31 protein-coding genes and 2 tRNA genes are annotated in these 25987 nt (G+C 63.4%); 17 read left to right on the top strand and 16 right to left on the bottom strand.

All coding sequences use genetic code 11. The features are described 5' to 3' along the window. The first annotated feature begins 124 nt into the window (after nt 1-124). The 10 genes from M8744_RS04300 (at nt 125) to M8744_RS04255 (ending at nt 6848) form a co-directional block, all read left to right on the top strand. The gene (locus tag M8744_RS04300; RefSeq protein ID WP_251409922.1) at nt 125-331 is read left to right on the top strand and encodes a helix-turn-helix transcriptional regulator; all 207 of its coding nucleotides are present in this window, start codon (nt 125-127) and stop codon (nt 329-331) included. Continuing rightward, nucleotides 328-624, top strand: a complete 297-nt coding sequence (locus M8744_RS04295; protein ID WP_251409919.1) for a hypothetical protein — start codon at nt 328-330, stop codon at nt 622-624. The genes M8744_RS04300 and M8744_RS04295 overlap by 4 nt, the downstream gene beginning before the upstream one ends. Next, nucleotides 621-851 (top strand): hypothetical protein, encoded by a 231-nt coding sequence (locus M8744_RS04290; RefSeq protein ID WP_251409917.1) that lies wholly within the window; start codon nt 621-623, stop codon nt 849-851. The genes M8744_RS04295 and M8744_RS04290 overlap by 4 nt, the downstream gene beginning before the upstream one ends. 114 nt (nt 852-965) lie before the next feature. Beyond that, complete coding sequence (locus M8744_RS04285; protein ID WP_251409914.1) at nt 966-1208, top strand: hypothetical protein; 243 nt, start codon at nt 966-968, stop codon at nt 1206-1208. Between the two features lie 88 nt (nt 1209-1296). Beyond that, nucleotides 1297-3816 (top strand): YfjI family protein, encoded by a 2520-nt coding sequence (locus M8744_RS04280; protein WP_251409911.1) that lies wholly within the window; start codon nt 1297-1299, stop codon nt 3814-3816. After that, on the top strand, nt 3813-4124 hold the full coding sequence (locus tag M8744_RS04275; protein ID WP_251409909.1) for a hypothetical protein: 312 nt from the start codon (nt 3813-3815) through the stop codon (nt 4122-4124). Before M8744_RS04280 ends, M8744_RS04275 begins: the two co-directional genes overlap by 4 nt. 85 nt (nt 4125-4209) lie before the next feature. Beyond that, the gene (locus tag M8744_RS04270; RefSeq protein ID WP_251409906.1) at nt 4210-4449 is read left to right on the top strand and encodes a hypothetical protein; all 240 of its coding nucleotides are present in this window, start codon (nt 4210-4212) and stop codon (nt 4447-4449) included. 233 nt (nt 4450-4682) lie between these two features. Next, a complete protein-coding gene (locus M8744_RS04265) occupies nt 4683-5885 on the top strand; it encodes a phage major capsid protein (protein WP_251409903.1) in 1203 nt (400 codons plus the stop codon). A gap of 268 nt (nt 5886-6153) precedes the next feature. Next, the gene (locus M8744_RS04260) at nt 6154-6612 is read left to right on the top strand and encodes a phage terminase small subunit P27 family (protein WP_251409901.1); all 459 of its coding nucleotides are present in this window, start codon (nt 6154-6156) and stop codon (nt 6610-6612) included. Next, nucleotides 6609-6848 carry a hypothetical protein gene (locus tag M8744_RS04255; RefSeq protein ID WP_251409898.1) on the top strand — a complete coding sequence of 80 codons (240 nt, stop codon included), beginning with the start codon at nt 6609-6611 and terminating at the stop codon, nt 6846-6848. The genes M8744_RS04260 and M8744_RS04255 overlap by 4 nt, the downstream gene beginning before the upstream one ends. Nucleotides 6849-6927: 79 nt before the next feature. Here the strand turns inward: M8744_RS04255 and M8744_RS04250 are convergent, their stop codons facing one another. The 3 genes from M8744_RS04250 to M8744_RS04240 form a co-directional block, all read right to left on the bottom strand. Next, nucleotides 6928-7425: a retroviral-like aspartic protease family protein gene (locus M8744_RS04250; RefSeq protein WP_251409895.1), complete on the bottom strand. Its 498-nt coding sequence runs from the start codon at nt 7423-7425 to the stop codon at nt 6928-6930. A 205-nt stretch (nt 7426-7630) separates the two neighbouring features. Then, a tRNA-Asn gene (locus M8744_RS04245) sits at nt 7631-7705 on the bottom strand. An 81-nt stretch (nt 7706-7786) separates the two neighbouring features. Continuing rightward, complete coding sequence (locus tag M8744_RS04240; RefSeq protein ID WP_251409892.1) at nt 7787-8701, bottom strand: MBL fold metallo-hydrolase; 915 nt, start codon at nt 8699-8701, stop codon at nt 7787-7789. A gap of 40 nt (nt 8702-8741) precedes the next feature. Here M8744_RS04240 and M8744_RS04235 point away from each other — a divergent pair, with 40 nt between their 5' ends. Next, entirely contained in the window at nt 8742-10040 is a 1299-nt protein-coding gene (locus M8744_RS04235; RefSeq protein WP_251409889.1) for an ATP-binding protein, read from the top strand. A gap of 76 nt (nt 10041-10116) precedes the next feature. Here the strand turns inward: M8744_RS04235 and M8744_RS04230 are convergent. Next, nucleotides 10117-10193 (bottom strand) — tRNA-Ile (locus M8744_RS04230). Nucleotides 10194-10300: 107 nt separating this feature from the next. Here M8744_RS04230 and purM point away from each other — a divergent pair. The 3 genes from purM to rnd all read left to right on the top strand — a co-directional run bounded on the left by purM (nt 10301) and on the right by rnd (nt 13197). Continuing rightward, complete coding sequence (purM, locus tag M8744_RS04225; RefSeq protein WP_251409886.1) at nt 10301-11347, top strand: phosphoribosylformylglycinamidine cyclo-ligase; 1047 nt, start codon at nt 10301-10303, stop codon at nt 11345-11347. Continuing rightward, nucleotides 11344-11934, top strand: coding sequence for a phosphoribosylglycinamide formyltransferase (gene purN, locus M8744_RS04220; RefSeq protein WP_251409883.1), 591 nt, complete (start codon nt 11344-11346; stop codon nt 11932-11934). Before purM ends, purN begins: the two co-directional genes overlap by 4 nt. Before the next feature lie 96 nt (nt 11935-12030). Beyond that, nucleotides 12031-13197: a ribonuclease D gene (gene rnd / locus M8744_RS04215; RefSeq protein WP_251409880.1), complete on the top strand. Its 1167-nt coding sequence runs from the start codon at nt 12031-12033 to the stop codon at nt 13195-13197. A gap of 102 nt (nt 13198-13299) precedes the next feature. On the opposite strand, the gene M8744_RS04210 is transcribed toward rnd, so the two are convergent. Further along, on the bottom strand, nt 13300-13803 hold the full coding sequence (locus M8744_RS04210) for a DUF1131 domain-containing protein (RefSeq protein ID WP_251409877.1): 504 nt from the start codon (nt 13801-13803) through the stop codon (nt 13300-13302). A 130-nt stretch (nt 13804-13933) separates the two neighbouring features. On the opposite strand from M8744_RS04210, the gene M8744_RS04205 reads away from it, so the two are divergent. Continuing rightward, a complete protein-coding gene (locus M8744_RS04205) occupies nt 13934-14338 on the top strand; it encodes a SufE family protein (RefSeq protein WP_251409874.1) in 405 nt (134 codons plus the stop codon). Here M8744_RS04205 and M8744_RS04200 read toward each other — a convergent pair whose 3' ends face one another. From M8744_RS04200 to M8744_RS04150, 11 genes are all read right to left on the bottom strand, one after another. Next, complete coding sequence (locus tag M8744_RS04200; RefSeq protein ID WP_251409872.1) at nt 14339-14572, bottom strand: ribbon-helix-helix domain-containing protein; 234 nt, start codon at nt 14570-14572, stop codon at nt 14339-14341. Next, the gene (locus M8744_RS04195) at nt 14569-14745 is read right to left on the bottom strand and encodes a DUF4169 family protein (RefSeq protein ID WP_251409869.1); all 177 of its coding nucleotides are present in this window, start codon (nt 14743-14745) and stop codon (nt 14569-14571) included. Before M8744_RS04195 ends, M8744_RS04200 begins: the two co-directional genes overlap by 4 nt. A 76-nt stretch (nt 14746-14821) precedes the next feature. Beyond that, a complete protein-coding gene (fumC, locus tag M8744_RS04190) occupies nt 14822-16216 on the bottom strand; it encodes a class II fumarate hydratase (protein WP_251409865.1) in 1395 nt (464 codons plus the stop codon). 102 nt (nt 16217-16318) lie between these two features. Beyond that, nucleotides 16319-16780 carry an SspB family protein gene (locus M8744_RS04185; RefSeq protein ID WP_251409862.1) on the bottom strand — a complete coding sequence of 154 codons (462 nt, stop codon included), beginning with the start codon at nt 16778-16780 and terminating at the stop codon, nt 16319-16321. An 82-nt stretch (nt 16781-16862) separates the two neighbouring features. Next, on the bottom strand, nt 16863-18104 hold the full coding sequence (gene chrA / locus M8744_RS04180; protein ID WP_251409859.1) for a chromate efflux transporter: 1242 nt from the start codon (nt 18102-18104) through the stop codon (nt 16863-16865). Between the two features lie 66 nt (nt 18105-18170). Further along, the gene (gene tpiA / locus M8744_RS04175) at nt 18171-18920 is read right to left on the bottom strand and encodes a triose-phosphate isomerase (protein WP_251409857.1); all 750 of its coding nucleotides are present in this window, start codon (nt 18918-18920) and stop codon (nt 18171-18173) included. Nucleotides 18921-19047: 127 nt separating this feature from the next. After that, on the bottom strand, nt 19048-19431 hold the full coding sequence (locus M8744_RS04170) for a HesB/IscA family protein (protein ID WP_251409854.1): 384 nt from the start codon (nt 19429-19431) through the stop codon (nt 19048-19050). Nucleotides 19432-19462: 31 nt separating this feature from the next. Beyond that, the gene (locus M8744_RS04165) at nt 19463-20194 is read right to left on the bottom strand and encodes a DUF3307 domain-containing protein (RefSeq protein WP_251409851.1); all 732 of its coding nucleotides are present in this window, start codon (nt 20192-20194) and stop codon (nt 19463-19465) included. Beyond that, nucleotides 20191-20853 (bottom strand): hypothetical protein, encoded by a 663-nt coding sequence (locus tag M8744_RS04160; RefSeq protein WP_251409848.1) that lies wholly within the window; start codon nt 20851-20853, stop codon nt 20191-20193. Before M8744_RS04160 ends, M8744_RS04165 begins: the two co-directional genes overlap by 4 nt. A gap of 78 nt (nt 20854-20931) precedes the next feature. Next, the gene (locus tag M8744_RS04155) at nt 20932-21294 is read right to left on the bottom strand and encodes an SUF system Fe-S cluster assembly protein (RefSeq protein WP_251409845.1); all 363 of its coding nucleotides are present in this window, start codon (nt 21292-21294) and stop codon (nt 20932-20934) included. A gap of 88 nt (nt 21295-21382) precedes the next feature. Further along, nucleotides 21383-22171: an enoyl-CoA hydratase-related protein gene (locus tag M8744_RS04150; RefSeq protein WP_251409842.1), complete on the bottom strand. Its 789-nt coding sequence runs from the start codon at nt 22169-22171 to the stop codon at nt 21383-21385. Between the two features lie 107 nt (nt 22172-22278). Between M8744_RS04150 and tgt the strand changes: the two genes are divergently transcribed. Both tgt and lon read left to right on the top strand, forming a co-directional pair. After that, nucleotides 22279-23406 (top strand): tRNA guanosine(34) transglycosylase Tgt, encoded by a 1128-nt coding sequence (gene tgt / locus M8744_RS04145; RefSeq protein ID WP_251409839.1) that lies wholly within the window; start codon nt 22279-22281, stop codon nt 23404-23406. 153 nt (nt 23407-23559) lie between these two features. Continuing rightward, nucleotides 23560-25968, top strand: coding sequence for an endopeptidase La (gene lon, locus M8744_RS04140; protein ID WP_251409836.1), 2409 nt, complete (start codon nt 23560-23562; stop codon nt 25966-25968). Nucleotides 25969-25987 lie beyond the last annotated feature (19 nt).

Genomic DNA, 25987 nt, shown 5'->3' with positions numbered 1-25987 from the left:
CCCACCCGCTTCAAACCCCACCATTAAACGACATTCACCTCACTAACCCCGCAACCGGCGGCACAGTGAGGCCACAGAACGACAAGCCTCACTTGCCCCGCCACAAGTGAAAGTGAGGCATTGAATGACCATTCAAGACCTGATTACGGAAGCAGATTACGCCGCTGCGCGTGGCGTTTCCCTTCGCACGGTGCAGCGCGAGCGCGCGCAGCGCATCGGCCCGCCCTTCATCAAGCTGGGCCGCATGATCTACTACCGCCCGGCGGCAATCGAGCAATGGCTGCTGGCGCAGGAAAAAGCGCAACCCCGCGCAAAGCAGGGGGCCGCATGATGACCACAAATATCCCCCAGCACGTTCGCCACAATTACGAGGCAACCGACCACCTGCTATTTCAAACGCGCGCCATGCTGCGTGCGGTGGAAGCGATGGCCGAAGCCGCAAACCTGCCGAACTCGCCCGAAATCGAAAGCCTGTTTGTGCTCATCACGGCAACGCAAAGCAAGCTGATTGAAGCCGAAAAGGCGCACGGTTTGGAATGGGTGGGACATGGCGGCGAAAGCACCAGCGTAACACCCGAGGAAATCGCCGCCGCGCGCGGTGAAGCTGGGGAGGCGGCGCAATGAACTGGGAAAAACAGATCGTGCGCCGCACGCTGGAAGGCGCAGGCGACTTTCCGGGTATCCAGCTTCAATTCCTCTTGCAGCGTTTGGAGGCGCATCCCGAGGCCGTGCCCGCGATTGTCGACGCGATCCGCGATATGGGCGGCTGGTTTGAACAGCACGCGAAGGAACTGGAAGCGGAAGGCCGACGCCGCAACGGCGGGGCCGAGATCATCGAACTGGAAAAATAAAACCCGCCCGCGACAGGCACGCGGACGGGGCAGTTTTGGGGTAAGAAGCGGGGAAGCTTCAACCTTAAAGATAGCACCGCCGCGTGCCTCGGGCAAGAACCGAGGTAAGAGCGAATGTCACAATCCAAACGGCAGGCCCGCCGGGCATGGGCCGCAGCACGCCGCAAACATATCAAGCGCGGTCACGTCTATCACGTCCAATTCCATCACGATCCGGCCTGCGCGATCTACTCACAAGAGCGCATTTGCTGCTGCAATCCCGACCGCATCCTGATGGATGACCGGGGCCGCGTTCTGGCCCGCGTCCAAGGGGCGGGCTTTTACGATCCGCTTGAACTGGTGGAGGGCGCGCAATGAGGCAGCTTCAAATCAAATTCCTGATGCACCGCTACGGACTGACCGAAGGTCAGGCCCGGATCGTGGCCGCTTTGTTCTGGGGGGCGTCATGAACATGCAAGAAACCATTCTCACCCCTGACCTCGCCATGATCCGGCAGCACCTTGCCGCATGGGCCGCGCCCTACATCGGAACCGAATACGAGGACGGGCTTTGCGAGATTGCCTATACCGCACCGGGCGGCGCAGCACCCGACCGCGCCCGGATGTTCGCCCTTGATGACCTCGACGACGCCGCCAACTTCGCCGCGCAAGAGAACGCCCGAGGCGCAAATATCTACATCGGCGCGGCCCTGCGTGCGCCGGATGCAAACCCGCACAAGCGCGGCGCGACGCTCGACTTCTACGCCGCCGCCTTCGCGGGGTGCGAGGCGGACGAACACGCGGACAAGGTGGCCGAGCGGATCGAAGCGGCTGACCTGAAAGGCGCGATCCGCGTCAGGACGGGCCAGCAACCCGAAAAGCGCGTGCATCACTGGTTGCCGCTGCGCGAACTTTGCGACGATCCGGACGCCTATACCGAAGCCCTGGGCGCGCTGGTGGCGCATGTAGGGGCCGACGCGAAGGTAAGGGACAGTGCCCGCGTGCTGCGCCTAGGCGGCACGGTCAACTGGATCACCGACCCGGCAAAGCACGCGAAGGGTTACATTGACGAGCTGACCGCCGTCATAACTGAGGATGTGCCCGCCGCAGACCTTGACCGCCTCGCGCGCCTCGCCCCCATGCCGGGCTGGCAACCGGCACACAAAGGCGGCAAGGGCGGCAATGGCGGACCGGGCGAGATCATCCGCAACGCCGCCGGGCTGGTCACGGATGGCCGCGAAGCCTTCTGGCGACAGATCGTGATTGCCGAACTCGCAAAGTATCAGCGCAAGACAGGAGCGGACCCGACCGCAGAGGAAATCTTTGACGCCGCCTATTCGGGCTTTTGTCATAAGACCGAAGGCGATGATCGCTGGACCTCTGAGCGGGGGCAGCGGGAATTGCGCAAGCGCGTGCAGAACACGTTGCGCCGCCTGCGCCTCGGGCACCTCGCCCGGCATGGTCTCTATTCGGTCGAGACAGGGACGGGCCGCGACGAAGCCGAGCGCGTGCAATGGGAGCGCGACCAGAACCGCCTAGACCGCGCGGACCCAACGCCCCTGATACGCGAAATGCCCGAGGCCGGACCCTATCCGGTGGCGGCGCTGGGGCCGTTGCGCGAACCGGCAGAGGCCATTGCCCGCGCGACCGAGGCACCCGTTGCCATGTGCGCGGCTTCGGTTCTCGCTTCGGCGGCGCTGGCCGCGCAGGGGCATCGGGACGCAGAGACATTGAACGGCACCGCGCCTGCAAGCCTGTTTCTGCTGACGGTGGCCGAGAGCGGCGAACGCAAATCAACGGCTGACCGCCTCGCCATGCGGGGCGTGCGCGACTTTGAGGCTGAATTGCGCACAGACTACGATATTGAGCGCGATCATTGGCGCGATGCGCATGAAGTCTACAAGGCAACGCGGGCAAAGATCGTCGCGGATAAGAAAGCCGACAGCGCGGCAAAACGGGCTGACCTGCAAGCCCTTGGACAAGAACCGCCTGCGCCGCTGAAGCCGCATATCGTGGCATCCTCGCCTACTATAGAGGGGATCGTGAAGCACTTGCCCGAACTGCGCGCCAGCATAGGCATAATGACCGAGGAAGGTGGCGCGCTAATCGGCGGGCATAGCATGAAGGCCGAAAACCGCCTCGCCACCTGCGCCAGCTTCAGCGCCATGTGGGACGGATCACCGCTGGACAGATGGCGCGCAGGCGATGGCGTCGAAAGCTACACCGGGCGCAGGTTCTCAGCACATATCCTTGTGCAGCCGGTCGCCGCCGAGGCGTTGCTATCTGATCCGATGGCGAACGGGCAAGGGCTTCTCGCCCGCTTCCTGACGTGCCGCCCCGCCTCGCGCATCGGGACGCGCCTGCGCATGGAAAAGGACGCCGCCGCCGATGCTGAGATTGCCCGCTTCGCCGCGCGCATCCGTTCGCTTCTGTCTCGCGATCTGCCTCTTGCGGAGGGCACCCGAAACGAACTTGCGCCGCCGGTCCTACCCTTGTCGGCAGAAGCGCGGGACGTGCTGACCGACTTTGCGCGCGAGGTTGAAACAGCGCAGGCACCGGGCGGACCTTTCGAGGATGCGCGCGCCTTCGCCAGCAAGACCGCAGAGCACGCGGCGCGCCTTGCGGCGGTGCTGACGATCTACGCGGACCCGGATGCACACGAGGTAACGGGCGAGACAATGGCCGGTGCAACGGAGATTGCGACCTTCTACGCGAACGAGGCAGCGCGCCTCGCGGATGCTGCAATCGTGCCGCCCGAGGTGGCCGACGCCGAGCGGATACGCCTTTGGCTTCTGCGCTCATGGGGCGAGCCGTGCATATCGGCCCGCGCGGCGGCGCAGCGTGGCCCGTTCAAGGTGACAGATCGCGCACGCAAGGCGCTGCGCAAGCTGGAATCGCACGGCTGGTTGATCGAGGCGAACGGCGCAGAGGTGGAAGGCAAGCCGCGCCGCGAAGCGTGGCTGATCGTGCGCGAGGTGCAGTCATGACCGGCTTTGCTTTCGACGCAAAGGCGGCGCTGCATCAAGCGCGGAAATGCCGGGGCCTTCCTACACCTCCTACACTTCCTACAGATCACCCCGCCGGGACCGAAAAAGTAGGAACTGTAGGAAAAGTAGGAACGGTGCGCGCTTCCGATCATGAAGTTACGCCCGAGGAACTCGCCCGCGACCTTGCCTTCCATAAAGCCCGCATCGCCGCGCTGGCAGACCCGGACGGGGTAGCGCGGACGCCGGAAGCGATTGAAGCCGTCTGGGATCACGCCGAGGCGATGGCAGGGGGTGGGTCAGAAGGCTGAGGCCGTGGCTACTGAAATCGACCGCCCCGCTCAATTCACGCATCCGCAATTCAGAAATTTGAAACCACCACGAAAGGACCACGACATGACCGACACAACGCAAAATGAAATCCGCGCGCATCTCGCCGCCCGGCTCATGGAAACCGCAAACGGACTGAGCCGGGGCGATGTTCTGCCCGAGGCCGAAATTGCGACCGCTTTCGTGATGACAGGGGCAACGATTGCCGCCTGCCACAACGGCGCGGTTGGTGCAGCGGAATGGCTGCGCGATCTGGCAGACGCAATCGAACAAGGCGAGAAATCCTTGAACGGGCCAATGCAATGAGGTATTATGATACCACCAAGGCGCACGCAGGACGCTGCGCCTTGATCCCGTCACCGGAGGCACGCAGGACGCTGCCATTGATGACGAGGCTTGATTCGACAAGCGGCCCGCGCCGCGTCTGCCGTAGCGACAAAGCGCGCCCGTCAAATGCAAGATCAAGCGAAGCGCCTGCCGTAGCGGCGTCTAAATCCCAAAATCACAACGCCCCTCGGGGCATCATATGAGGTGTTCAGATGAAACATGAACGCAAAATCCGTGGGATTATGGCCGTGCGCGCTAACGCGTCGGGCGATCCCAAGCAAGTCCTGGCCGAAATGACCAACGCTTTCAGCCAATTCAAACAAGACCACAAGGCCGAGGTCCGCGAATTGCAGACCGGGCTGGATGAAGTCAACCAAACCCTTTCGGCGCTTCGCATCGGCGGCGGTGGCCCGGCATCGGGCGGCGCTTCTGAACGTGACCGCACCGAGGTCAACAGCGCCCTGCGCAAGCTGATCCGCGACGGTGACGATGCACCGCTGGCGTCGCTGCACACCGGGATCAACGCGGGCATGAGCACGGACAGCAACCCGGACGGCGGGTTTACCGTGGTGCCGTATCTATCGCCGGTGATGACCGAGCGCCTGCACGCGATTTCGCCCATGCGTCAACTGGCTCGAACCGAGGTTATCGCCACGGATGTTTTCGAGGAAATCGCAGACACGAGCTTATCCGGGGCCGAGTGGGTAACGGAACGCGAGGCGCGCGGCGATACGGCAAGCCCGACGCTGCATAAGCTTTCGGTGCCGGTGCATGAAATCAGCGCCATGCCGAAGGTCACGCAAAAATTGTTGGATGACTCTACATTTGATCTGGCAACTTGGCTGACCGGCAATATCTCGCAAAGCTTCGCGCGAAAGGAAGGCAACGCCTTTATCAACGGCGATGGCATCAACAAGCCGCGTGGCATCCTGTCCTATGACGTGTCTGACGACGACGACGATACACGGGACTGGGGCACGTTGCAGACCATCGCAAGTGGCGAGGCGGCGGACATTGACGAGGATTCCCTCATCAGTCTGATTTACGCGATCAAGCCCGAGTATCGCGCGGGCGCGTCGTGGATCATGAATCGCAAGACTGCCGCAACGGTGCGCAAGCTGAAAGACGGGCAAGGCCGCTTTCTCTGGGCCGAATCCCTCGCAGCCGGTGAACCGCCGCGCCTGCTGGGCTTCCCGGTCGCGCTGGACGAGGAAATGCCGGACATCGGCGCAGGCGAACGGCCCATTGCCTTCGGTGACTTCGCATCAGGCTACATCATTGTTGACCGGATCGGGCTGCGCCTGCTGCGCGACCCCTACACCGACAAGCCGAACGTGAGGTTCTACACCACAAAACGCGTCGGCGGCGCCCTCTACAACAGCGAAGCGATCAAGCTTCTGAGGGTTGGCACCTAATGAGAATTCGGGCGGCAGTCTTTCCATCTTGCTCTTGCCGTCCGGGCGCTGATCGTGCGCGGGCAATCTCCGCCCATGCGATCCGGTTTCAGTCGGGCAGTCACGTTAGCAACCCCGACACGGCACGGCGAACCTTGACCGGATCGCGCGGTGCCGACCTTCCCCACACCATAAGGGGAGGGGGCGGATCAGACTTCACAAAGTGCAATGCAGGAACCGGCGGTCCACGTTTAAGTTTGCCGATGCTGAAACCGAAGGAAAAAAGCCCATGCCACGAAAGCCGAAACCGACGCACCTAAAGGCCGTGACCGGCACAACGCGCGGTAAGGCCACACAGGCCACACAAGCGCGCCTGAGCGGCACAATGCCGCCCGCCTTTGTCTCGGATCGTGCAAGGGAACATTGGCCCGAACTGGCTGACCTGCTGACCGATATGAACGTAATCACCGATGGCGACAAAATCGCCTTGGGGCTGCTTTGTGAAACCTTGGCCGAATGGATCGAGGCCCGCGACACGGTGGCGGCGCAGGGCGCGACCTATGAGGCTACGACAGAGGCCGGGGCGGTGATGTATCGCGCGCATCCGGCGGTTGCGCAGCGCAATGATGCAGCCCGCCGTGTTCAATCGCTCTTGTCTGAATTTGGCCTGACACCATCGGCCCGCGCCAAGGTGCAGGGCTTGCCCGATCTGCCCGGCGATGATGCAGCGAAGGAATATTTCAAATGAATGACCACCTGCCACCCGACGCCCGCGCCGCGCATGATGCGATGCTAGACGCATGGGACGCGCTCACAGACAGCATTGTGAAGCGTGAAGGCGCGGCGATGGAGGCCAAGGCCCGCGCCGAAGGCAAGAGCGCCACAGAGGCCGCACAAGCGGCGCAGGATCACGTCAAAGGCCTGCTGATCCAGATGACCCGCGAACGTGCCCGGCTGGAAGCTGAGGGGGCGCGGCGGCAATGAGCGACTGCCCCGACTCCGCTATTGCCAAAATCGAAACGGAGCTTCGCGCGGACTTTGGTGCTACAAATGGCGACGGATTTTATCTGATATCACTTCCACCTGCGGCATTACCGAAAAACTCAAACTGGAAAATTCCGCGTTGGAAGTCGAGTGTAAGCACACCGGTTCGTAAAAAGTTCATGCCAAGTAAAAACGAGTAAGGCTGTCCACTGAAATCCGCCTTAAACGCCGGAACTTTGATCGCGTGTTTGGAATCAATAAGGAAAATTTGTGTGTCCATATCATATGTCTCACGGGTTCCAGTAACACCCCGATTTGAGACTACCTTGCCGCTGCTGTTTGTCAGATTCAAATGATCCGCAAGACCCGAGTCCACCAAGCAGTTATCTGCGCCCGTATCGATCAAAGCGAGTGATTTTCTTCTTTCATCGCCCCCCCAACAGAATCTCGTTCCCTCCGGGGTAGTTTCCGAGGAATGCGGATAGGCTATGCGGACAACAGGCTTCAATTGACCGGCTGGGGGCGTTGCCAGCACATCGCCGTTCTCGTGTCGGAATAGTATTTGCGTTACGTGCATTAAGAACCTCATGCAAACTGAGTAGAGAGACATCTCATATCGTAATCACCCTCCGCGCGTGGTCGGGCCGTTGGATGCACAAATTCTGATTCTGGCCCACTGAAATGCAGCACGAAATCCGGTGACAAATCCGGTGACAAGGCCAAAATTCCCCCAAGAGCCTCAACGCGACGAGGTTGTAACTTGTTGATTTTCTTGGGGTTTTTGGCTCCGGCGGTAGGGATCGAACCTACGACCAATTGATTAACAGTCAACTGCTCTACCGCTGAGCTACGCCGGAACACTGTGCGGTGCGATGTAGCAAAAGGGATTCCGCTCGTCCAGAGGGATTTGGTGATTTTTTCGGTTTTCATTGGGCGCACTAACCGTTCAGCGTGAAAACCGCCTTTTGCGACAGGGGCCCCGCCGGTGTGACGGCGCTTTTTTGAACGAGGTCAACAAGATGGGCAAAGACGTTCCGCTCGGCGGCGGGCAAGAGGGCTGCCGGCGTGTCGGTGTAGATCGCGCGTGTCAGCGTGGCGGGGTCAGTGGGGCCATCCGCCAGCGCGGCCAGAATCGCGGCCTCGCGCATGCGTCGGTGGCCCAGAAGCCAGTCGATCCGGGCTGCCGGATCGGCCACCGGGCTGCCGTGGCCCGCATGCAGCACGGCGCAGCCCTCGGCGCGCAGCCGCTCGCAAGAGGTCATGAAATCGGTCAGGTCGCCATCGGGTGGCGAGACGAGCGAGCTGGCCCAGCCCATCACCAGGTCGCCGGAAAACCCCGCGTCACCCCAGATGAAGGACAGGTGATTGCCGAAATGCCCCGGGGTCCAAAGCGCGCGCATCTGCCAGCCATCGCCCGCGACCACGTCGCCATCGGCAAGCATGATATCGGGCGTGAACGCAGTATCGACACCTTCACCGCCCCCGGCCAATCCCTGCGCGGCCAGCATGTCCATCACACGGCTGCGGCCCGCGCGTGCATCGCCGTAAGCAAGAACCGGCGCGCCGCTGGCCTGCGCAAGCGGGCGCGCCAGGGGGGAATGATCCAGGTGCGCGTGGGTGACAAGGATATGCGTGATGCGCTGGCCCGGGCCAATGGCCGACAAAATTGCCTGCAGATGCGCCGGGTCATCGGGCCCGGGGTCGATCACCGCGATTGCGCTGTCACCCACGAGGTAGGTGTTTGTCCCGCGCCATGTCATGGGCGACGGATTGGGTGCCACGATGCGGCGCAGCCCCGGGGCCAGCCTTTCGGCCACGCCGATGGGCGGGTCAAACTGTTCGGGCAGGTCCATGGCGCTTCCTCTTTTGCTCGGTCAAGGATAGGTTTAGCGCATGTCGTTCCAATGGCTCAAACCCTATATGCCGCGTGGCCTTTATGGCCGTGCCGCTCTGATCCTGGTGCTGCCGGTCGTGGTGGTGCAGCTTGTCGTGTCGGTCGTGTTCATTCAGCGCCATTTCGAGGACGTGTCGATCCAGATGACGCGAGAGGTGGCGCGCGAAATCCGTTTGTTGATGGCGCAGCCGCCCGGCCCGGCGCGCGAGGCCATGGCCGAGGCGTTGGAGTTCAGCCTGGCGCCGGCCGCACCCGAGCCCGTCGACGGGGCGCTGGTCTGGTATGACCTGACCGCGCCCATTGTCCGCCGCGCGCTTTACGATGCGCTGCCCGGGCTCGTGGCCGTGGCGCTGCCCGACACCAGCCAGGCGATACTGACGCTGCGGCCCGAGGAGGGCGGCCAGGCGGCGGTCGAGATCACGCTGCGCCGGGCGCGGCTGTCTGCCCGCAACCCCCACCAACTGTTCGTGAACATGGTGTTTTTCGGCGGGCTGATGACTTTGATCGCCTTCATCTACCTGCGCAACCAGTTGCGCCCGATCACGCGGCTGGCGAAGGCGGCGCAGGCCTTTGGGCGGGGGCGACATGTCGAATACCATCCATCGGGCGCGCAAGAGGTGCGGGCCGCCGGCAATGCCTTTCTCGACATGCGCGCCCGGATCGAGCGGCAAATCGAGCAGCGCACGCTGATGTTGTCCGGGGTCAGCCATGATCTGCGTACCCCTTTGACGCGGTTGAAACTGGGGTTGTCGTTTCTCGATGATGACGAGCGCGAACCGCTGGAGCGCGATGTCGAGGACATGCAGCGCATGATCGACGAATTCCTGTCTTTTGCCAAGGGTATCGCCGAGGGCGAGGCCGAGCCGACCGACCCGATTTCGCTGGTGCGCGATCTTGTCGACGATCACCGGCGCAATGGCGCGCCGGTCACGCTGATCGCGGCAGAAGGGCAGGGCGAAGTGGCGCTACGCCCGGTGGCGTTGCGGCGCGCGGTCGACAACCTGGTTTCGAACGCGGTGCGGTATGGTGACAGGGCCGAGGTCTCGGTCACGCTGTCCGACAAGTCGCTGCGCATTCGCGTCGAGGATGACGGCCCCGGTATTCCCGCCGACCAGCGGGGCGACGCGATCCGGCCCTTCACACGACTCGACAGCGCGCGCAATCAGAATCGCGGCTCGGGCGTGGGGCTGGGCCTGGCCATAGCCGCCGATATCGCGCGGGCCCATGGCGGTGTGTTGCGGCTGGGTGTAAGCGACCGGTTGGGTGGGTTGCGCGCCGATATCGTGATCGCGCGGTAACTTCTGCGGAGCTTGATTCATTGCGACATGACGGGGCCGCGCGGACGCGTCACCCACGGGTGGTTTCCTGGCGAGGTGGTAGGCCCGGAGGGACTCGAACCCCCAACCAAAGCGTTATGAGCGCTCTGCTCTAACCAATTGAGCTACAGGCCCGGCCTGCCGCTTTCGTATCAGGAAGCAGGCAGGCGTCAAGGCTTTGCCGTTGCCTTGGTCGCGGTGATGGATTACCTCGCGCTCAAACGGCAACAGGGGGGCATCCCATGACCAGTGGCAAGAATGGCATCACCTATGCGCAGGCGGGCGTCGATATCGACGCGGGCAATGAGCTGGTCGAGCGGATCAAACCCGCGGCAAGGCGCACCGCGCGCCCCGGTGTGATGGCAGGGCTGGGCGGTTTCGGTGCCCTGTTCGACCTCAAGGCCGCGGGCTACACCGACCCGGTGCTGGTGGCCGCAACCGACGGTGTGGGCACCAAACTGCGGATCGCCATCGACACCGGCCATTTCGCAACCATCGGGGTCGACCTCGTGGCCATGTGCGTCAACGACCTTGTCTGCCAGGGGGCCGAACCGCTGTTCTTCCTGGATTACTTTGCCACCGGCAAGCTGGAACTGGACGCCGCGGCAGACATCATTACGGGCATCGCACAGGGCTGCGAGCTGTCGGGCTGCGCCCTGATCGGCGGCGAGACGGCGGAAATGCCGGGCATGTATTCCGACGGTGATTTCGATCTTGCAGGCTTTGCCGTGGGCGCGATGGAGCGCGGCGCCGACCTGCCCGCGGGCGTGGCGACGGGCGATGTATTGCTGGGGCTGGCAAGCAGTGGCGTGCACTCCAACGGTTACAGCCTCGTGCGCAAGCTGGTCGAGCTGTCGGGCCTCGGGTGGGATGCCGACTGCCCCTGGGGCGAGGGGGCGCTTGGGTCGGCGCTTTTGGCGCCGACGCGCCTGTACGTGAAGCAGGCGCTGGCGGCGGTACGGTCCGGCGGCGTTCACGCGTTGGCGCATATCACCGGCGGTGGCCTGACCGAGAACCTGCCGCGCGTCCTGCCCGAGGGTATGGGCGCCGAGATCGACCTTGGCGCGTGGGAACTGCCGGGCGTGTTCCGTTGGCTTATGCAGACGGGCGACATGGACCAGGCCGAGATGCTGAAAACCTTCAACTGTGGCGTCGGCATGGTGCTGGCCGTGGCGCCCGACCGGGCCGAGTCGCTGGCGGCCCAACTGACCGAGATGGGCGAAGCCGTTTACACGCTGGGCCACGTACGCGCGGGCTCGGGCGTGACCTATAGCGGGGCGCTTGCGTGACGAAACGCGTTGCCATCCTGATTTCCGGCGGCGGCTCCAACATGGTCAAGCTGGTGGATAGCATGGTGGGTGACCACCCGGCGCGGCCCTGCCTGGTGTTGTCGAACGTGGCGGGCGCGGGCGGGCTGGCCCGCGCGCAGGCGTTGGGTGTGCCGACCGAGGTGGTCGATCATCGTGACTTCAAGGGCGATCGGGAAGGCTTTGAAAAGACGTTGATTTCGCGAATTGACGGCCATGCACCCGACATTATCGCGCTGGCCGGTTTCATGCGCATCCTGACGCCTTTGTTCATCGACCATTTCGCGGGCCGGATGTTGAATATCCACCCATCGCTTTTGCCGAAATATCGCGGGCTCAACACCCATGCCCGCGCGATCGAGGCGCGCGACGCCGAGGCCGGCTGCACGGTGCACGAGGTCACCGCCGAGCTGGATGGCGGCCCGATCCTTGGACAGGCGCGCGTGCCAGTGCTGCCCGATGACACGCCCGACAGTCTTGCCGCGCGCGTGCTGGAGCAGGAACACCGCCTTTACCCGGCCGTCCTGCGCCGCTTCGCCCAGGGTGAACGCGGCCTTTTGCAACTTTAGAAGGCACGGGTTTCCATTCCGACCCGGCTGTCCTATATGGACCCATCCAATCTGGCAGGGCGCGGATGACCCGCGCGACAGTATCGAGCGCGACATATGAAAACAATCACCACCACCGAAGACCTCGCCGCATTTTGCCAAGAGGCTGTACGCCACGATTACGTGACCGTGGACACCGAGTTTCTGCGTGAGCGGACATATTACTCGAAGCTGTGCCTGATCCAGCTGGCCATGCCCGGCGAGGGCGATGACAACGCGGTTCTGGTGGACCCGATCGAAGGCGCCGACATGTCGCTGGAGCCGCTTTACACGCTGTTTCGCGATGAGAACGTGGTCAAGGTGTTCCATGCCGCGCGGCAGGACCTGGAAATCTTTTACGTTGATGCGGAGGTCTTTCCGGTGCCGCTGTTCGATACCCAGGTTGCGGCGATGGTTTGCGGCTTTGGCGAGCAGGTGGGGTACGAAACGCTGGTGCGCAAGATCGCCCGCGAAAGCCTGGACAAATCCAGCCGATTCACCGACTGGTCGCGCCGCCCGCTGAGCGAGGCGCAAAAGACCTACGCATTGGCCGATGTGACGCATCTGCGCAAGATTTACGAGTTCCTGGCCGCCGAGCTTGAGAAAAAGGGCCGCGCGCCGTGGGTTGCCGAGGAACTGACCATGCTGACAAACCCCGAAACCTACAAGTCCCACCCCGAAGACGCTTGGCAACGGATCAAGACGCGCACGAATTCGGGCAAGTTCCTGGCCGTCCTGCGCGAATTGGCGCGGTTCCGCGAAGAATACGCGCAGGCGCGCAATATTCCGCGCAACCGTGTGTTCAAGGATGATGCCGCGGTCGAGCTGGCCTCGACCAAGCCGCGCAACCTTGGCGATCTGGCCAAATCGCGGCTGTTGCTGCGCGAGGCCCGCAAGGGCGATATCGCCGAGGGGATTATTGCCGCGGTCGAGGCGGGTGTGAATTGCCGCCCCGAGGATTACCCCGAGGCGCCCAAGGGCCGTGAAAAGCTGCAGGTCAACCCGGCGCTTGCAGATTTGTTGCGCGTGCTGTTGAAGGCCAAGACCGAACGGTCCGGCGTCGCGGCCAAGCTGATAGCCAGTGCGGCAGATCTCGATGCGATGGCCGCGGGCGAACGCGATGTGCCGGCGCTGCACGGGTGGCGGCGCGAGGTGTTCGGCGCCGACGCCGAGCGGCTGTGCAATGGGGAAATCGGTCTGACGGCCAAGGGCCAGTCGGTCAAGATCCTGCGGCTCGACGCCTGACAACAAGCCTTGATGCGTGTCGCCGCCGGGTGGCGCGCGCTGCGCCCCGTTCATGACCGTTGGTGAAAACGCGCGATCCGCTTGCTGGTATGACCCCGGTGCCTAGCGGCGGGTTTCGCGCGCGTTGCTGGCGGCGCTGACGCGGATACGGCGGATGCCGGCCAGGTCTTGCGTGGTCAGGTGTTCGGCCACCGTCACCGGGCGCGGCAGGCGCGCGGTGCTGCGTGTCATCTCGGGAAAGGCCCCCTGCAATTCAAAGTGCAGCTCGTCGGCCCGTTCGGTCGGCTGAGGCACGAGGCGAATGTCATAGGCATCGGCGCGTTGCGCCATGCCCTGCACCCGGACGATCGCCCCATCCGACACGCGCTCGATGCTGAGCGCGGTTACCTGCTCCAGCGGGGTGCCGACGAATTCCGCTTCGGGGCGACGCAGAAGATTGCGCCGCTGGGGAATCAGCGGGTTGGTGCTTTCCTGCGCCTGTGCGGGCACTTCGCGGCTGGCGCCGAACCAGTTGAACGGGTTGAGCCGCGACTCGCGCACCGTGCCGCAGGCGCTGAGGGTCAGGGTCAGGGTCAGGGCCAAAAGGGCCACGAGAGGTTTGCGCATGGGTCTGCCTATCCTTGCCTTGTCCCGGGTTTAGAGCATACGCGGCAGGTTGAAAAGCCGCATCACGTCTGGACCTTTTGCAGTTGGCAGCCTACCTGTCGGAAAACAACGCGAAATGACAGAGGGCAGCATGGCCACGCAAGCATTCGAAGAGATCGTGGAAGATTTCGAATTCCTGGAAGACTGGGAAGACCGCTATCGCCATGTGATCGAGTTGGGCAAGGCAATGGCGCCATTGGACGACGCGTTGAAAGTGCCTGCCACCAAGGTGGATGGCTGCGCCAGCCAGGTCTGGTTGCATATCACGCCGAAGGACGGAAAGTTCCATTTCGATGGTGACAGCGACGCGCTGATCGTGCGTGGGCTGATCGCCGTTTTGCGCGCGCTTTACAACGATGTGCCCATGCAGGATGTGGCGCGCATCGACGCTCAGGCCGAACTGGGCCGCCTGGGGCTGCAAGACCACCTGTCCGCGCAGCGGTCGAACGGGGTCAAGGCCATGATCCAGCGCATCCGCGAAACGGCCGCCGCCTGATCATTCGGCGCGATCGGCCTTGGCCTGGTAATGGGCCAGAACATACAGCCGAATGGCCGTGCCCAAACCTGTTCCGGGTGTGCGGGCGGCATCTATTTCCGCGGCCAGCGTGTTGACGGGTTTTCCCTTTTCGCGGGCGATGTCGCGGAAGGCTTGCCAAAACGGCTCTTCAAGCGACACACTAGTGCGATGCCCCTGCAACGTCACCGAGCGTTTTATGGGCCGGTCGCTCATTCGTCGCGCTTATGTGCGTCAAGCCGCTGGGCGTCACGTGCCGATTGAGCCGTGTCGCGCTGCTTCGCGGCCTTGCTGCGACCGTATTTCACCGCGTTTTCATCGGCCAGCGCCTTTTTGCGCGACTTGTCGCGTGCCTTGCGCGCCTTGTTGAGATTCACGACCTGCTTCATGGCGCCAGAGTGACGAAAAGCGCGCGCGCCGTCCAGTGGCACGCGCGCTGAGCGGGTGTCATCCCGCCATTGGGGCTCAGTCCTTGGGGCCGATCATCTGGTCTGGGCGCACGACACGGTCGAATGTTTCCGCATCGACAAAACCCAGCGCAATCGCCTCTTGCTTGAGGGTGGTCCCGTTCTTGTGGGCGGTCTTGGCCACCTTGGTGGCGTTGTCATAGCCGATTTCGGGCGCCAGCGCGGTGACCAGCATCAGCGATTCCCGCATGAGCTTTTCAATCCGGGGCTCGTTGGCCTCGATCCCCTTCAGCATCCGCTCGGTAAAGCTGTCGGCCGCATCCCCCAAAAGCTGGATGGATTGCAGCAGGTTGTAGGACATCATCGGGTTATAGACGTTCAGTTCGAAATGGCCCTGGCTGCCCGCAAACTTTATGGCAGCATCGTTGCCCATCACATGCGCTGCGACCTGCGTCAGCGCCTCGGCCTGCGTGGGGTTGACCTTGCCCGGCATGATCGAGCTGCCCGGCTCGTTCTCCGGCAGGATCAGCTCGCCCAGCCCCGAGCGCGGCCCCGAGCCGAGAAAACGGATGTCGTTGGCGATCTTGTAGCAGGCGCCGGCAACGGTGGAGAGCGCCCCCGACATGAATACCATCGCGTCATGGGCGGCCAGCGCCTCGAACTTGTTGGGCGCGGTGACGAAGGGCAGGCCGGTGATCTCGGCCATGTTGGCGGCGACCATTTCACCCCAGCCCTTTTTCGTGTTCAGGCCGGTGCCAACGGCGGTGCCGCCCTGGGCAAGTTCGTAGATGCCGGGCAGGGCGGTCTTGACCCGCGCGATACCCTGCCGAATCTGGTGGGCATAGCCCGAAAATTCCTGGCCCAAGGTCAATGGCGTGGCATCCTGCGTGTGGGTGCGGCCGATCTTGATGATGTCCTTGAACTCGTCCGATTTCTTTTCCAGCGTCTCGGCAAGCTTTTCCAGCCCCGGCAGCAGCACGTCACGCACACTCATCGCGGTGGCGATATGCATGGCGGTCGGGAACGTGTCGTTCGACGACTGGCCCATGTTGCAGTGGTCGTTGGGGTGCACCGGGTCCTTGGTGCCGATGGTGCCGCCAAGGATCTCGATCGCGCGGTTGGCGATCACCTCGTTGGCATTCATGTTCGACTGCGTGCCTGATCCGGTTTGCCAGACGACCAGCGGGAAATTGTCGTCGAACTTGCCTTCGACCACTTCGCCCGCGGCTTGGATGATGGCATCGGCCAGCGTGGCATCAAGGTTGCCCAGTTGCTTGTTGGCCTGCGCGCAGGCCATCTTGATCACGCCAAGCGCACGCACGATGGCCGTGGGCTGCTTTTCCCATCCGATGGGAAAGTTCATCAGGCTGCGCTGGGTCTGGGCGCCCCAATACTTGTCGGCGGGCACCTCTAGCGGGCCGAAGCTGTCGGATTCGCTGCGGGTCTGGGTCATGGAACGGCTCTCCTTTTCGGGTTTGGCTTCTCATACCTGACCGAACGGAAAGTTCAATGATGTATGCCGTGGGGTACCGCCCTGCGCCCGCGAGGGGCATGTCTACTTGCGGAAACTGTCCAGGCTGACGACCTCGGCATCGTGGGGTGCCTCTTCCGGGGTGTCCAGCGATGTGCCGTCGTCGGGGCCCGGATCGTCGTCTTCCTCGTCGGAATGGGAATCAAAGCGCAGGCCGAATTCAACGGACGGATCGACGAAGGTCTGGATCGCGTCGTAGGGGATGTACAGCGGTTCGGGGCTGTCGCCGAAATTCAACGTCACGGCAAACCCGTCATCGGTGACCTCCAGCCCATCGTACCAATGCTGGATCACAACGGTCATTTCTGTCGGATACCTGTCACGCAACCAGTCGGCCAACTGGGCCTCGGGGTGGGTGGTGTCAAAGGTGATGAAAAAATGATGCGCTCCGGGCAGGCCATGGGCCTGAACATCGCCCAGGACCTCCTGGATAAGGCCGCGCATGGCGCGGTGCATCAATCTGCCATAATCGATGGTATCGGACATCGGCGGTTCTTTCCTCGCTTACCGAGGATCATAGGGGATTCGGGGCGAAACAAAAGGGGGGGCTTGCGTGGAATGATGCCAGTCACGCCAGCGTGCTTGCCAGCCCGGCGGCGGCCATCGCGGCAAGGACCAAGGGCAGGGGCAGGCGCGCCAGTATCAAAAGAACCGCCGCCAGCGCGGTCAGCGCCGTCGCGGCGGGGTTGATGCTGGCCCAGTCGGGCAGGGGGCCGAATGCCGTGGTGGTGACCTGCGCGAAAAGCACATGCAGTGCAAACCACAGCGATAGCGACAGGATGACGCCTACGACGGCTGCGGTGATCGCCTTGAGCGCGCCGGACAGGCGCGGCAACGCGGCAAGCCACTCGATGTAGGGCGCGCCCGCAAAGATCCACAGGAAGCAGGGTACAAAGGTCATCCAGAGCGTCACGAGCCCCGCGGCGATGGCCAGGCCCCAGCCGCCCGCGCCATGCCCGGCCAGTATCCCCGCGAATTGCGTCACCAGGATCAGCGGCCCCGGCGTAGTTTCGGCCAGCCCAAGCGCGTCGATCATCTGGGCGGTGGTCAGCCAGCCATGATCGGTCACGATGGTTTGGGTCATGTAGGCCAGAACCGCGTAAGCGCCGCCAAATGTCACCACGGCCAACTGCGAAAAGAACAGCGCAAGCTGGGTCAGGAACGCGGCGCCCGACAGCCATAACGCGGCCAGCGGCAGCAGCCAGATGGCGCCCCAGATCAAAACCGTGCGCAGCGTGTCACGATGCGCCACTGCCGCGGGCGGCGCGGCCCGTGTCTCTTGCGAGGTGGCAAAACCCCACAATGCCGCCACCGCGATGACCAGTGGAAATGGCAGCCCAAACGCAAAGATCGCCACGAAAGCACCGGCTGCCAGCACCCATTTGTCGGGCGCGGTCAGCGTGCGGCGCGACAGGGTAATCAGTGCGTTCAGCACGACCACAAGAACCGTCGCCTTGATGCCCAGAAACATCGCCTGCGCCCAATCCTGGGCGCCGAAAAGGATGTAAAGCGCTGCCAATGCCGCGATGACCAGCGCACCGGGCAACACGAACAGTCCGCCGGCAATCAACCCGCCAAGCGTGCCGCGCAGCCGCCAGCCTGCGTAGGTGGCCAGTTGCATCGCCTCGGGGCCGGGTAGCATCATGCAGAAACTCAGCGCGCGCAGATAGGTCTGTTCATCCAGCCAGTCGCGCGTTTCGACCAGTTCACGGTGCATCAACCCGATTTGCGCGGCGGGCCCGCCAAAGGACAGCATGCCGATGCGGCCAAAGACGCGTGCAAGCTCGCTCATGCTCGGAGTGGCGGGCATCGGGTGCTCCTGGTTGGGTAGGGCCGCGCGAAAAGTAAGCCACGGGCGCTCAAGGACAAGCGCGGATCAGGCGTTTTCCAGCGCGGCGATGATCGGGCCGAAATCCGCGGCGGTCAGACTGGCCCCGCCCACCAGCGCGCCGTCGACATTCGATACCTGAAATATCTGCGCGGCGTTATCCGGCTTGACCGACCCGCCGTAAAGCAGCCGGGCGGACCGGCCCACGCCCGCGCCAAAGCGCCGTTCCAGCCGTGCGCGGATGAAATCATGCACTTCGCCGATCTGGTCGGGGCCGGGAACGTGCCCGGTGCCAATGGCCCATATCGGCTCGTAGGCAATAACCAGGTTTTCGCCCGTGGCCGTGTCGGGCACCGACGAGGACAATTGCCCATCGATGATGTCCAAAGTGTTCAGCGCCTCGCGCTGTGCCAGGCTTTCGCCCACGCAGATCACCGTCATCAACCCCGCCTCATGCGCGGCGCGGGCCTTGGCCCGTACCGTTTCGCTGTCTTCGGCATGGTCTACGCGGCGTTCGGAATGGCCCAGGATCACCGCGCGCGCGCCGGCATCGGCCAGTTGCCCGGCCGAGATGTCGCCGGTATGCGCGCCGGATTGCGATGAATGGCAATCCTGCCCGCCGATCATCATGGGGTGGGGCTGCGCCCGCGATGCGGCTGACTGGATCAAAGTGGCCGGCGGACACAGCAGCAAATCAACCTGCGGGTCGGGATGCGCGGCCATCAGCGCATCCACTTGCGCCAGGTCCGCCATAAGCCCGTTCATCTTCCAGTTGCCAGCCGCCAGTTTGCGCCTCATGCCGATCGTCCCCGCGTGATATTTTCGTTTCGGCGCATAATCGGCATAAGTTCGCAGCGGTCAAGCCGAAGGCTTGGATGCCTTCGATCTGTACCGTCGGACATGAACGGCCGGGGGCGCAGGGGGCCTATTGCTGGGCTTCGCGCTCGGCCTGCAAGTCGTCGACATCCTTGAACTTGATCGACTCGCCGCAGCCGCAGGCATCTTCGACATTGGGGTTGTTGAACTTGAACCCCGATTCCAGCAGCGACACCTCGTAGTCGATCTGGGTGCCGAACAGAAACATCTGTGCCATGGGCGCGATCATCACGCGCGCACCGTCCTGCTCCACGACCTCGTCATGGGGGTCGATCTCGGCGGCGTAATCCATGGTATATTCCATGCCCGCGCAACCGCCCTTCTTCACGCCGATGCGCAGGCCCTTGTGGCTGTCGCGCTCCATCAGCTTGCGAATCTGCGCCGCAGCCTTGTCGGTCATTGTCACGGCCTGTTTGCCGGGGATCGAGAACATGGGTGGCACTCCTTTCGCCTCTGGTACAAACCTAGGGCAGATGGGGCATGATCTCAAGCCGGGGCAGGGCCGAAAGCAGGGCCTGCGTCGCATAACTTGCCGTGATCGCCCAACCGAACGAGGCCAGCGTGCCGATGATCACGTATTCGGCGGTGCGCTGATCGCGTGTCGCGGTGCCAAAGCGCAGGATGGATTTTGCCCCCACCAGGAAACCCACGCCCAGCGGCTGGCCCAGCCCGATCAGCAGGAATATCAGCCCGCGTTCCAGCATCCCGATCAACCGCCCGCCATCGCGAAGCCCGTTGTTGCGCACCCGCGCGCCATGGGGGCGCATCAAAAGGCCCACGGCATGTTGGCCGGCGGTGATCGTCACGATCAGTCCGGCCGCCAGCGCCATCAGCGGCAACGCCCAATCATGGGCCGCATAAAACCCGGTTTTCCACAGGGTTGGCGCGTAAAGCGATACCGCCCCAAGCGTTGCCAGATGCGCCGCCTGGTCGGCCGAGAAGCCAACGATCCGGTCAAACCCACCCATGGTCTTGACTGTATCAATGGCAATATGCGCGGCCGCGAGGGCCAGCAATTCGGGCGCGGCCACCTGTCCCGTGGTGGCTTGCGCCGAGACCAGGACGATGGCGCCATGCAGCACCGTCATGGGCGCAGAGCGCCTCAGATGCATCATGGCGCGGGTTTGGAAAACGAAATCGGCCAGCACATGGGCGAAAAGCAGGGCGGTAAAGGTTTCAATCACGCTGGGCGTCATGCTGACGCCTTTTGCCAGATGACCCCGAGATCATTTTCGTAAACCGCCACGGCATCGCGTATCGCGGCCAACCCGGTGCCTGCAAGCCGCAGTTGTATGGCCTGACGGGACACCCCAAATTCCTGCGCGATCTCTTCCTGTGTCGGCGGGCTGCTGCGCAACGCGTCGTAAAGGGCCTGCGCCTGTGGCGCGGACCAATGCCGGGATTGCCAGTCCAGCAATCCGATCATCGCGGGGATACAGGGGCCGGTGCGCGCGTCGATGACGATATTGCGCTGCCGTTCCATGCTGTCCAGGAGGTCGCCCGATGCGACAAAGGCCGGCCCGTCGGCGGCGCCCAGGTCACCGCTGCCCGGCAGGTGCACAGCCCCGATACCGATGGCGATGCGGGTGGCTGGCCCGTCTTGCGCGGCCAGGGCGGCGGTGATGCGCAAAGCGGCGCGCAGGGCTGTTTCGGCCCTTGGCAGGACGATCTGCCACCCATCACCACGGTGGCGGTCAAAATGCACGGATGTCTTGCAGTCACGCCCGATGTCACGGGCGGCGTCGACGATATGCCGCATCGTCGCGGCCAACCTGCCTGACCCCAGCTTGCGCGAGTTGCGCAAGTCGCCCGTCAGCACGGCGGCGAATTCGTGGTCGATCGTGTCGGCCTGCATCTCAGACCCCCGGGCTTGTAACTGCCTAATGCAAGCTTAAGGGCTTGCTAATGGCAAAAGCAAGCCAAAAGGCCTGCCTTACATGAAGCCAAGCTCAAGCCGCGCCTCGTCCGACATCATGTCCATGCCCCAGATCGGCTCCCAGGTCAGCTCGACATCGACCTGCTTGACGCCATCGACGGGTTCGACGGCGTCGGCGACCCAGCCGGGCATCTCGCCGGCCACGGGACAGCCCGGCGCGGTCAGCGTCATGATGATATGCACCGCGTTTTCATCGTCGATCTCGATCGTGTAGATCAGCCCCAGATCGTAGATATTGACCGGGATTTCAGGGTCATAGACGCTGCGGCAGGCCTCGACGATCTTGTCATACAGAGGATGCTCGGTGCTGGACGGCTTGATAAGCGGTGCGCCTTCCATCTGTTCGGCGGTATTGGTCATGATGATCCTGCCTTCGATCCTGCGGATTTCCTGACTGAACATATAGGAAATGCCAGGCCCTACGTCCAGCCCCGCGCCCGGCATGAGGTCAGGATTTGAGCCCGGCCTTGCCCTCGCGCTCGGCTTTCAGCCGGGCTTCGTCCATGAAATGGTCGATCATCACGGGCGTGGCCAGGTCGTAGGCCTCTTCCAGCGACAAGGGCAGATGCGCGTCAAGCGCGGCCTTGCCCGCCCGGACAGGGGCAGGGTTGCGGCTGGCCAGCGTTGCGGCAAAGGCCAGTGTCTCGGCCTCCAGCGAGTGTGCGGAAAAGGCGCGGTTGACCAGCCCCGCGCGCAGGCCCCAGTCAATATCCAGCGGTTCGGCTGACAACGCCAGTTCCATTACGTGGTTGCGGGCGACGGCGCGCGACACACCCACGGCGGGCGTTGTGCAAAAGCCGCCATTCTTGACGCCAGGCAGGCAGAACGTTGCCCTGTAAGAGGCGAATACCAGGTCACACGAGGCGGCCAGTTGCAGCCCGGCCGCGGTGGCGATCCCGTCGACCATGGCGATCGTGGGCTTGGGGTGACGGGCCAGCGACAGCATCATGCGCGCGCAGGCTTCGAACAGGTCGGTCAGGAAGGCGCGGCCGCCGTCATCATCGTCGCGGTGGCGGGCGATTTCCTTGAGATCGTGACCCGCGCAAAAGATATGCCCCGGTCCGTCGATCACCAGGACGCGGGTGGCGTCATCGGTGGCGGCGTCTTGCAATTCCGCGTCAAGTGCGGCGATCACCTGCGACGAGAGCGGATGCGCGGGCGGGCGACCCAGCACGATCCGGCGCACGCCATCGGAAAGCGTGTGGGTGACAAGCGGCTCTGTCTGCATCTGGTTCATGGTATCTCCTCCGTTTGGGGCAGTGTGCCGCTGCCGGGGCGCCACGGCAAGCCTTGGCATTGGCCCCCGCGCGGCATAGAAGGAGGCCAAACAGCGAAAGGTCGGCCATGTCCGGTGTCACATTCGAATTGCAGGCCACCGATGGCCGGGCGCGCCGGGGCGTGATCCGCACCGCGCGCGGCGACATCCGCACACCCGCCTTCATGCCAGTGGGCACGGCTGCCACGGTCAAGGCCATGATGCCCGAAAGCGTGGCGGCCACCGGCGCCGATATCCTGCTGGGCAATACCTATCACCTGATGCTGCGCCCAGGCGCCGAGCGGGTGGCCCGGCTGGGCGGGCTGCATCGTTTCATGAACTGGGACAAGCCGATCCTGACCGATAGCGGCGGTTTCCAGGTGATGAGCCTGGCCGAGCTGCGCAAGCTGACCGAAAAGGGCGTGACGTTCCGCAGCCACGTCGATGGCTCGAAACACGAGTTGACGCCGGAACGCAGCATGGAAATCCAACGGCTGCTGGGCAGCGACATCGTGATGTGTTTCGACGAATGTCCCGCCCTGCCGGCCGACCGCAAGCGGATCGCCGAGTCGATGCGCCTGTCGATGCGGTGGGCCGAGCGTTCGAAAGAGGCGTTCGGCGACAGGCCGGGTCATGCGCTTTTCGGCATCCAGCAGGGCGGGTTGGAGCCCGACCTGCGCGAGGAATCGGCCGAGGCATTGCGGCAGATCGGTTTTGACGGCTACGCCATCGGCGGCCTGGCCGTGGGCGAGGGGCAGGAAGCGATGTTTGCCTGCCTCGATTTCGCGCCCGAGCAATTGCCCGCCGACAGGCCCCGCTACCTGATGGGAGTGGGCAAGCCCGACGATATAGTAGGCGCGGTCAAGCGTGGCGTGGACATGATGGATTGCGTGCTGCCTTCGCGAAGCGGCCGCACCGGGCAGGCCTGGACGCGGCGGGGGCAGGTCAACATCAAGAACGCCCGCCACGCCGACGACCCCCGCCCGCTGGACGCGCAATGCACCTGCCCGGCCTGCCGCAATTACAGCCGCGCCTACCTGCACCACGTGTTCCGCGCGGGCGAGATGATCAGCGGCATGCTCCTGACCTGGCACAACCTCCATTATTACCAGGAAATCATGGCCGGCATGCGCGTAGCCATCTCACAGGGGCGCTTTGCCGCGTGGGAGGCCGATTTTCACGCCATGCGCGCGCAGGGGGATATCGACCCGTTGTAATGCCCCGCCTTGGTGTCGCGGTCAGAGGGCGCGGTGCCGCGTCTATATGGTTGAAACCCCGGCGGGTGTGCCCCAAATATACCGTGAACCCAAGGAGACGGGCGCGCCGCCGCGAACGGGGCGCGCATCGCCTGCCGCAATAAAGGACCGAGCATGTCAGATTTGAACCCTTCCTATCCTGTTCTTCCGCTGCGCGACATCGTGGTTTTTCCACATATGATCGTGCCGCTTTTCGTGGGCCGTGAGAAATCGGTGCGCGCGCTGGAAGAGGTGATGCAGGATGACAAGCAGATCTTGTTGTCCAGCCAGATCGACGCCAGCGCCGATGATCCGGATGCCGACGGCATCTATCGCAACGGCGTGCTGGCCAATGTTCTGCAATTGCTCAAGCTGCCCGATGGCACCGTCAAGGTGCTGGTCGAAGGGCAAAGCCGCGTGCGGATCACCGAGTTCCTTGAAAACGACTCGTTCTTCGAGGCATCGGTCGAGCCGCTTGAGGAAACCGAGGGCGACACCGCCGTGATCGAGGCGCTGTTGCGCTCGACCGCGGAAGAGTTCGAGCGGTATGCCAAGGTCAAGAAGAACATCCCCGAAGAGGCGCTGGTGGCCGTGTCGGAAACCACCGACGCCGCCAAGCTGGCCGACCTGATCGCCGGGCATCTTGGCATCGAGGTCGCGCAAAAGCAGGAATTGCTGGAAACGCTCAGCGTCAGCGAACGGCTGGAAAAAATCTATGGCATGATGCAGGGCGAAATCAGCGTTCTGCAGGTCGAGAAGAAGATAAAGACCCGCGTCAAGAGCCAGATGGAGAAGACCCAGCGCGAATATTACCTGAATGAGCAGATGAAGGCCATTCAGAAGGAACTGGGTGACGGCGAAGACGGCGAAGGCGAGATTGCCGAGCTGGAAGAGCGCCTCAACGCCACAAAGCTGTCCAAGGAAGCGCGCGAAAAGGCCGAGGCCGAGTTGAAAAAGCTCAAGAACATGAGCCCGATGAGCGCCGAGGCCACGGTTGTGCGCAACTACCTTGACTGGATGCTGTCGATTCCGTGGAACGTCAAAAGCCGCACCAAGAAAGACCTGTCAAAGGCGCAGGGCGTGCTGGATGACGATCACTACGGGCTTGAAAAGGTCAAGGAACGGATCGTCGAATACCTGGCTGTGCAACAGCGGTCGAAAAAGCTGAAGGGCCCGATCATGTGCCTTGTGGGCCCGCCGGGCGTTGGCAAGACGAGCCTTGGCAAATCGGTGGCTCGCGCCACCGGGCGGGAGTTCATCCGCATCTCGCTTGGCGGGGTGCGCGATGAAAGCGAAATTCGCGGCCACCGCCGAACCTATATCGGTTCGATGCCGGGCAAGATCATCCAGGCGATGAAGAAGGCGAAAACCAACAACCCGCTGATCCTGCTCGATGAAATCGACAAGATGGGCCAGGATTTCCGGGGCGACCCGGCCAGTGCCATGCTCGAGGTGCTCGACCCCGAGCAGAACAGCACCTTCGTCGATCATTACCTCGAAGTCGAATACGACCTGTCGAACGTGATGTTCCTGACCACGGCGAACTCTTACAACATGCCGGGGCCGCTTTTGGACCGGATGGAGATCATTACGCTGGCGGGTTACACCGAGGATGAAAAGCGCGAGATCGCGAAACAGCACCTCGTGCGCAAGCAGATCAAGAACCACGGTCTGCGCAAGGGCGAGTTCTCGATCAGCGACGATGCGCTGGACGAGATGATCCGCCGTTACACCCGCGAGGCGGGCGTGCGGAACCTTGAGCGCGAGCTGGCCAAGGTCGCCCGCAAGGCCGTGACCCAGATCGTGAGGGGCAAGGTCAAGTCGGTCGATGTGACGGCCGAGAACCTGGATGAATTCCTGGGGGTCAAGAAATACCGTTATGGCCTGGCCGAGAAAGAAGACCAGGTGGGCGTCGTGACCGGCTTGGCGTACACGTCGGTTGGCGGTGACCTGTTGCAGATCGAGGCGTTGCGCCTGCCGGGCAAGGGCCGGATGAAAACCACCGGCACGCTGGGCGACGTGATGAAGGAATCGATCGACGCGGCCAGCAGCTACGTTCGCTCGATCGCGCCCAGGATCGGGGTCAAGCCGCCGCGCATGGACAAGTGGGACATCCACGTGCACGTGCCCGACGGTGCCACGCCCAAGGATGGGCCTTCGGCCGGTCTTGCGATGGTCACGGCCATCGTGTCGACCCTGACACAGATCCCGGTGCGCAAGGATATCGCCATGACCGGCGAGGTCACGTTGCGTGGCAACGCCACCGCCATCGGCGGGCTCAAGGAAAAGCTGCTGGCGGCGCTGCGTGGGGGCATCACCACGGTCCTGATCCCTGAAGAGAACGAAAAGGACTTGGCCGAGATCCCCGACAACGTGAAAGAGGGACTGGATATCATCCCCGTCACCCACGTGTCCGAGGTTCTGGAACGGGCACTGGTGCGTCAGCCGACCCCTGTTGAATGGGACGAGGCTGCCGAGGAAGAAGCGGCCGCCGCCCGCGCCGCCGCCGGTGCCGGCGATGCCCACGGGGCCGTCGCACACTGACAGGTGGCCAGACGAACAG

Origin of the sequence: Lutimaribacter degradans (assembly GCF_023703375.1) — a bacterium.
GTDB classification, from domain to species: Bacteria; Pseudomonadota; Alphaproteobacteria; order Rhodobacterales; family Rhodobacteraceae; genus Lutimaribacter; species Lutimaribacter degradans.
Note: the sequence above shows the minus strand (reverse complement) of the source record. Positions and strands in the feature narration are given on the sequence as shown.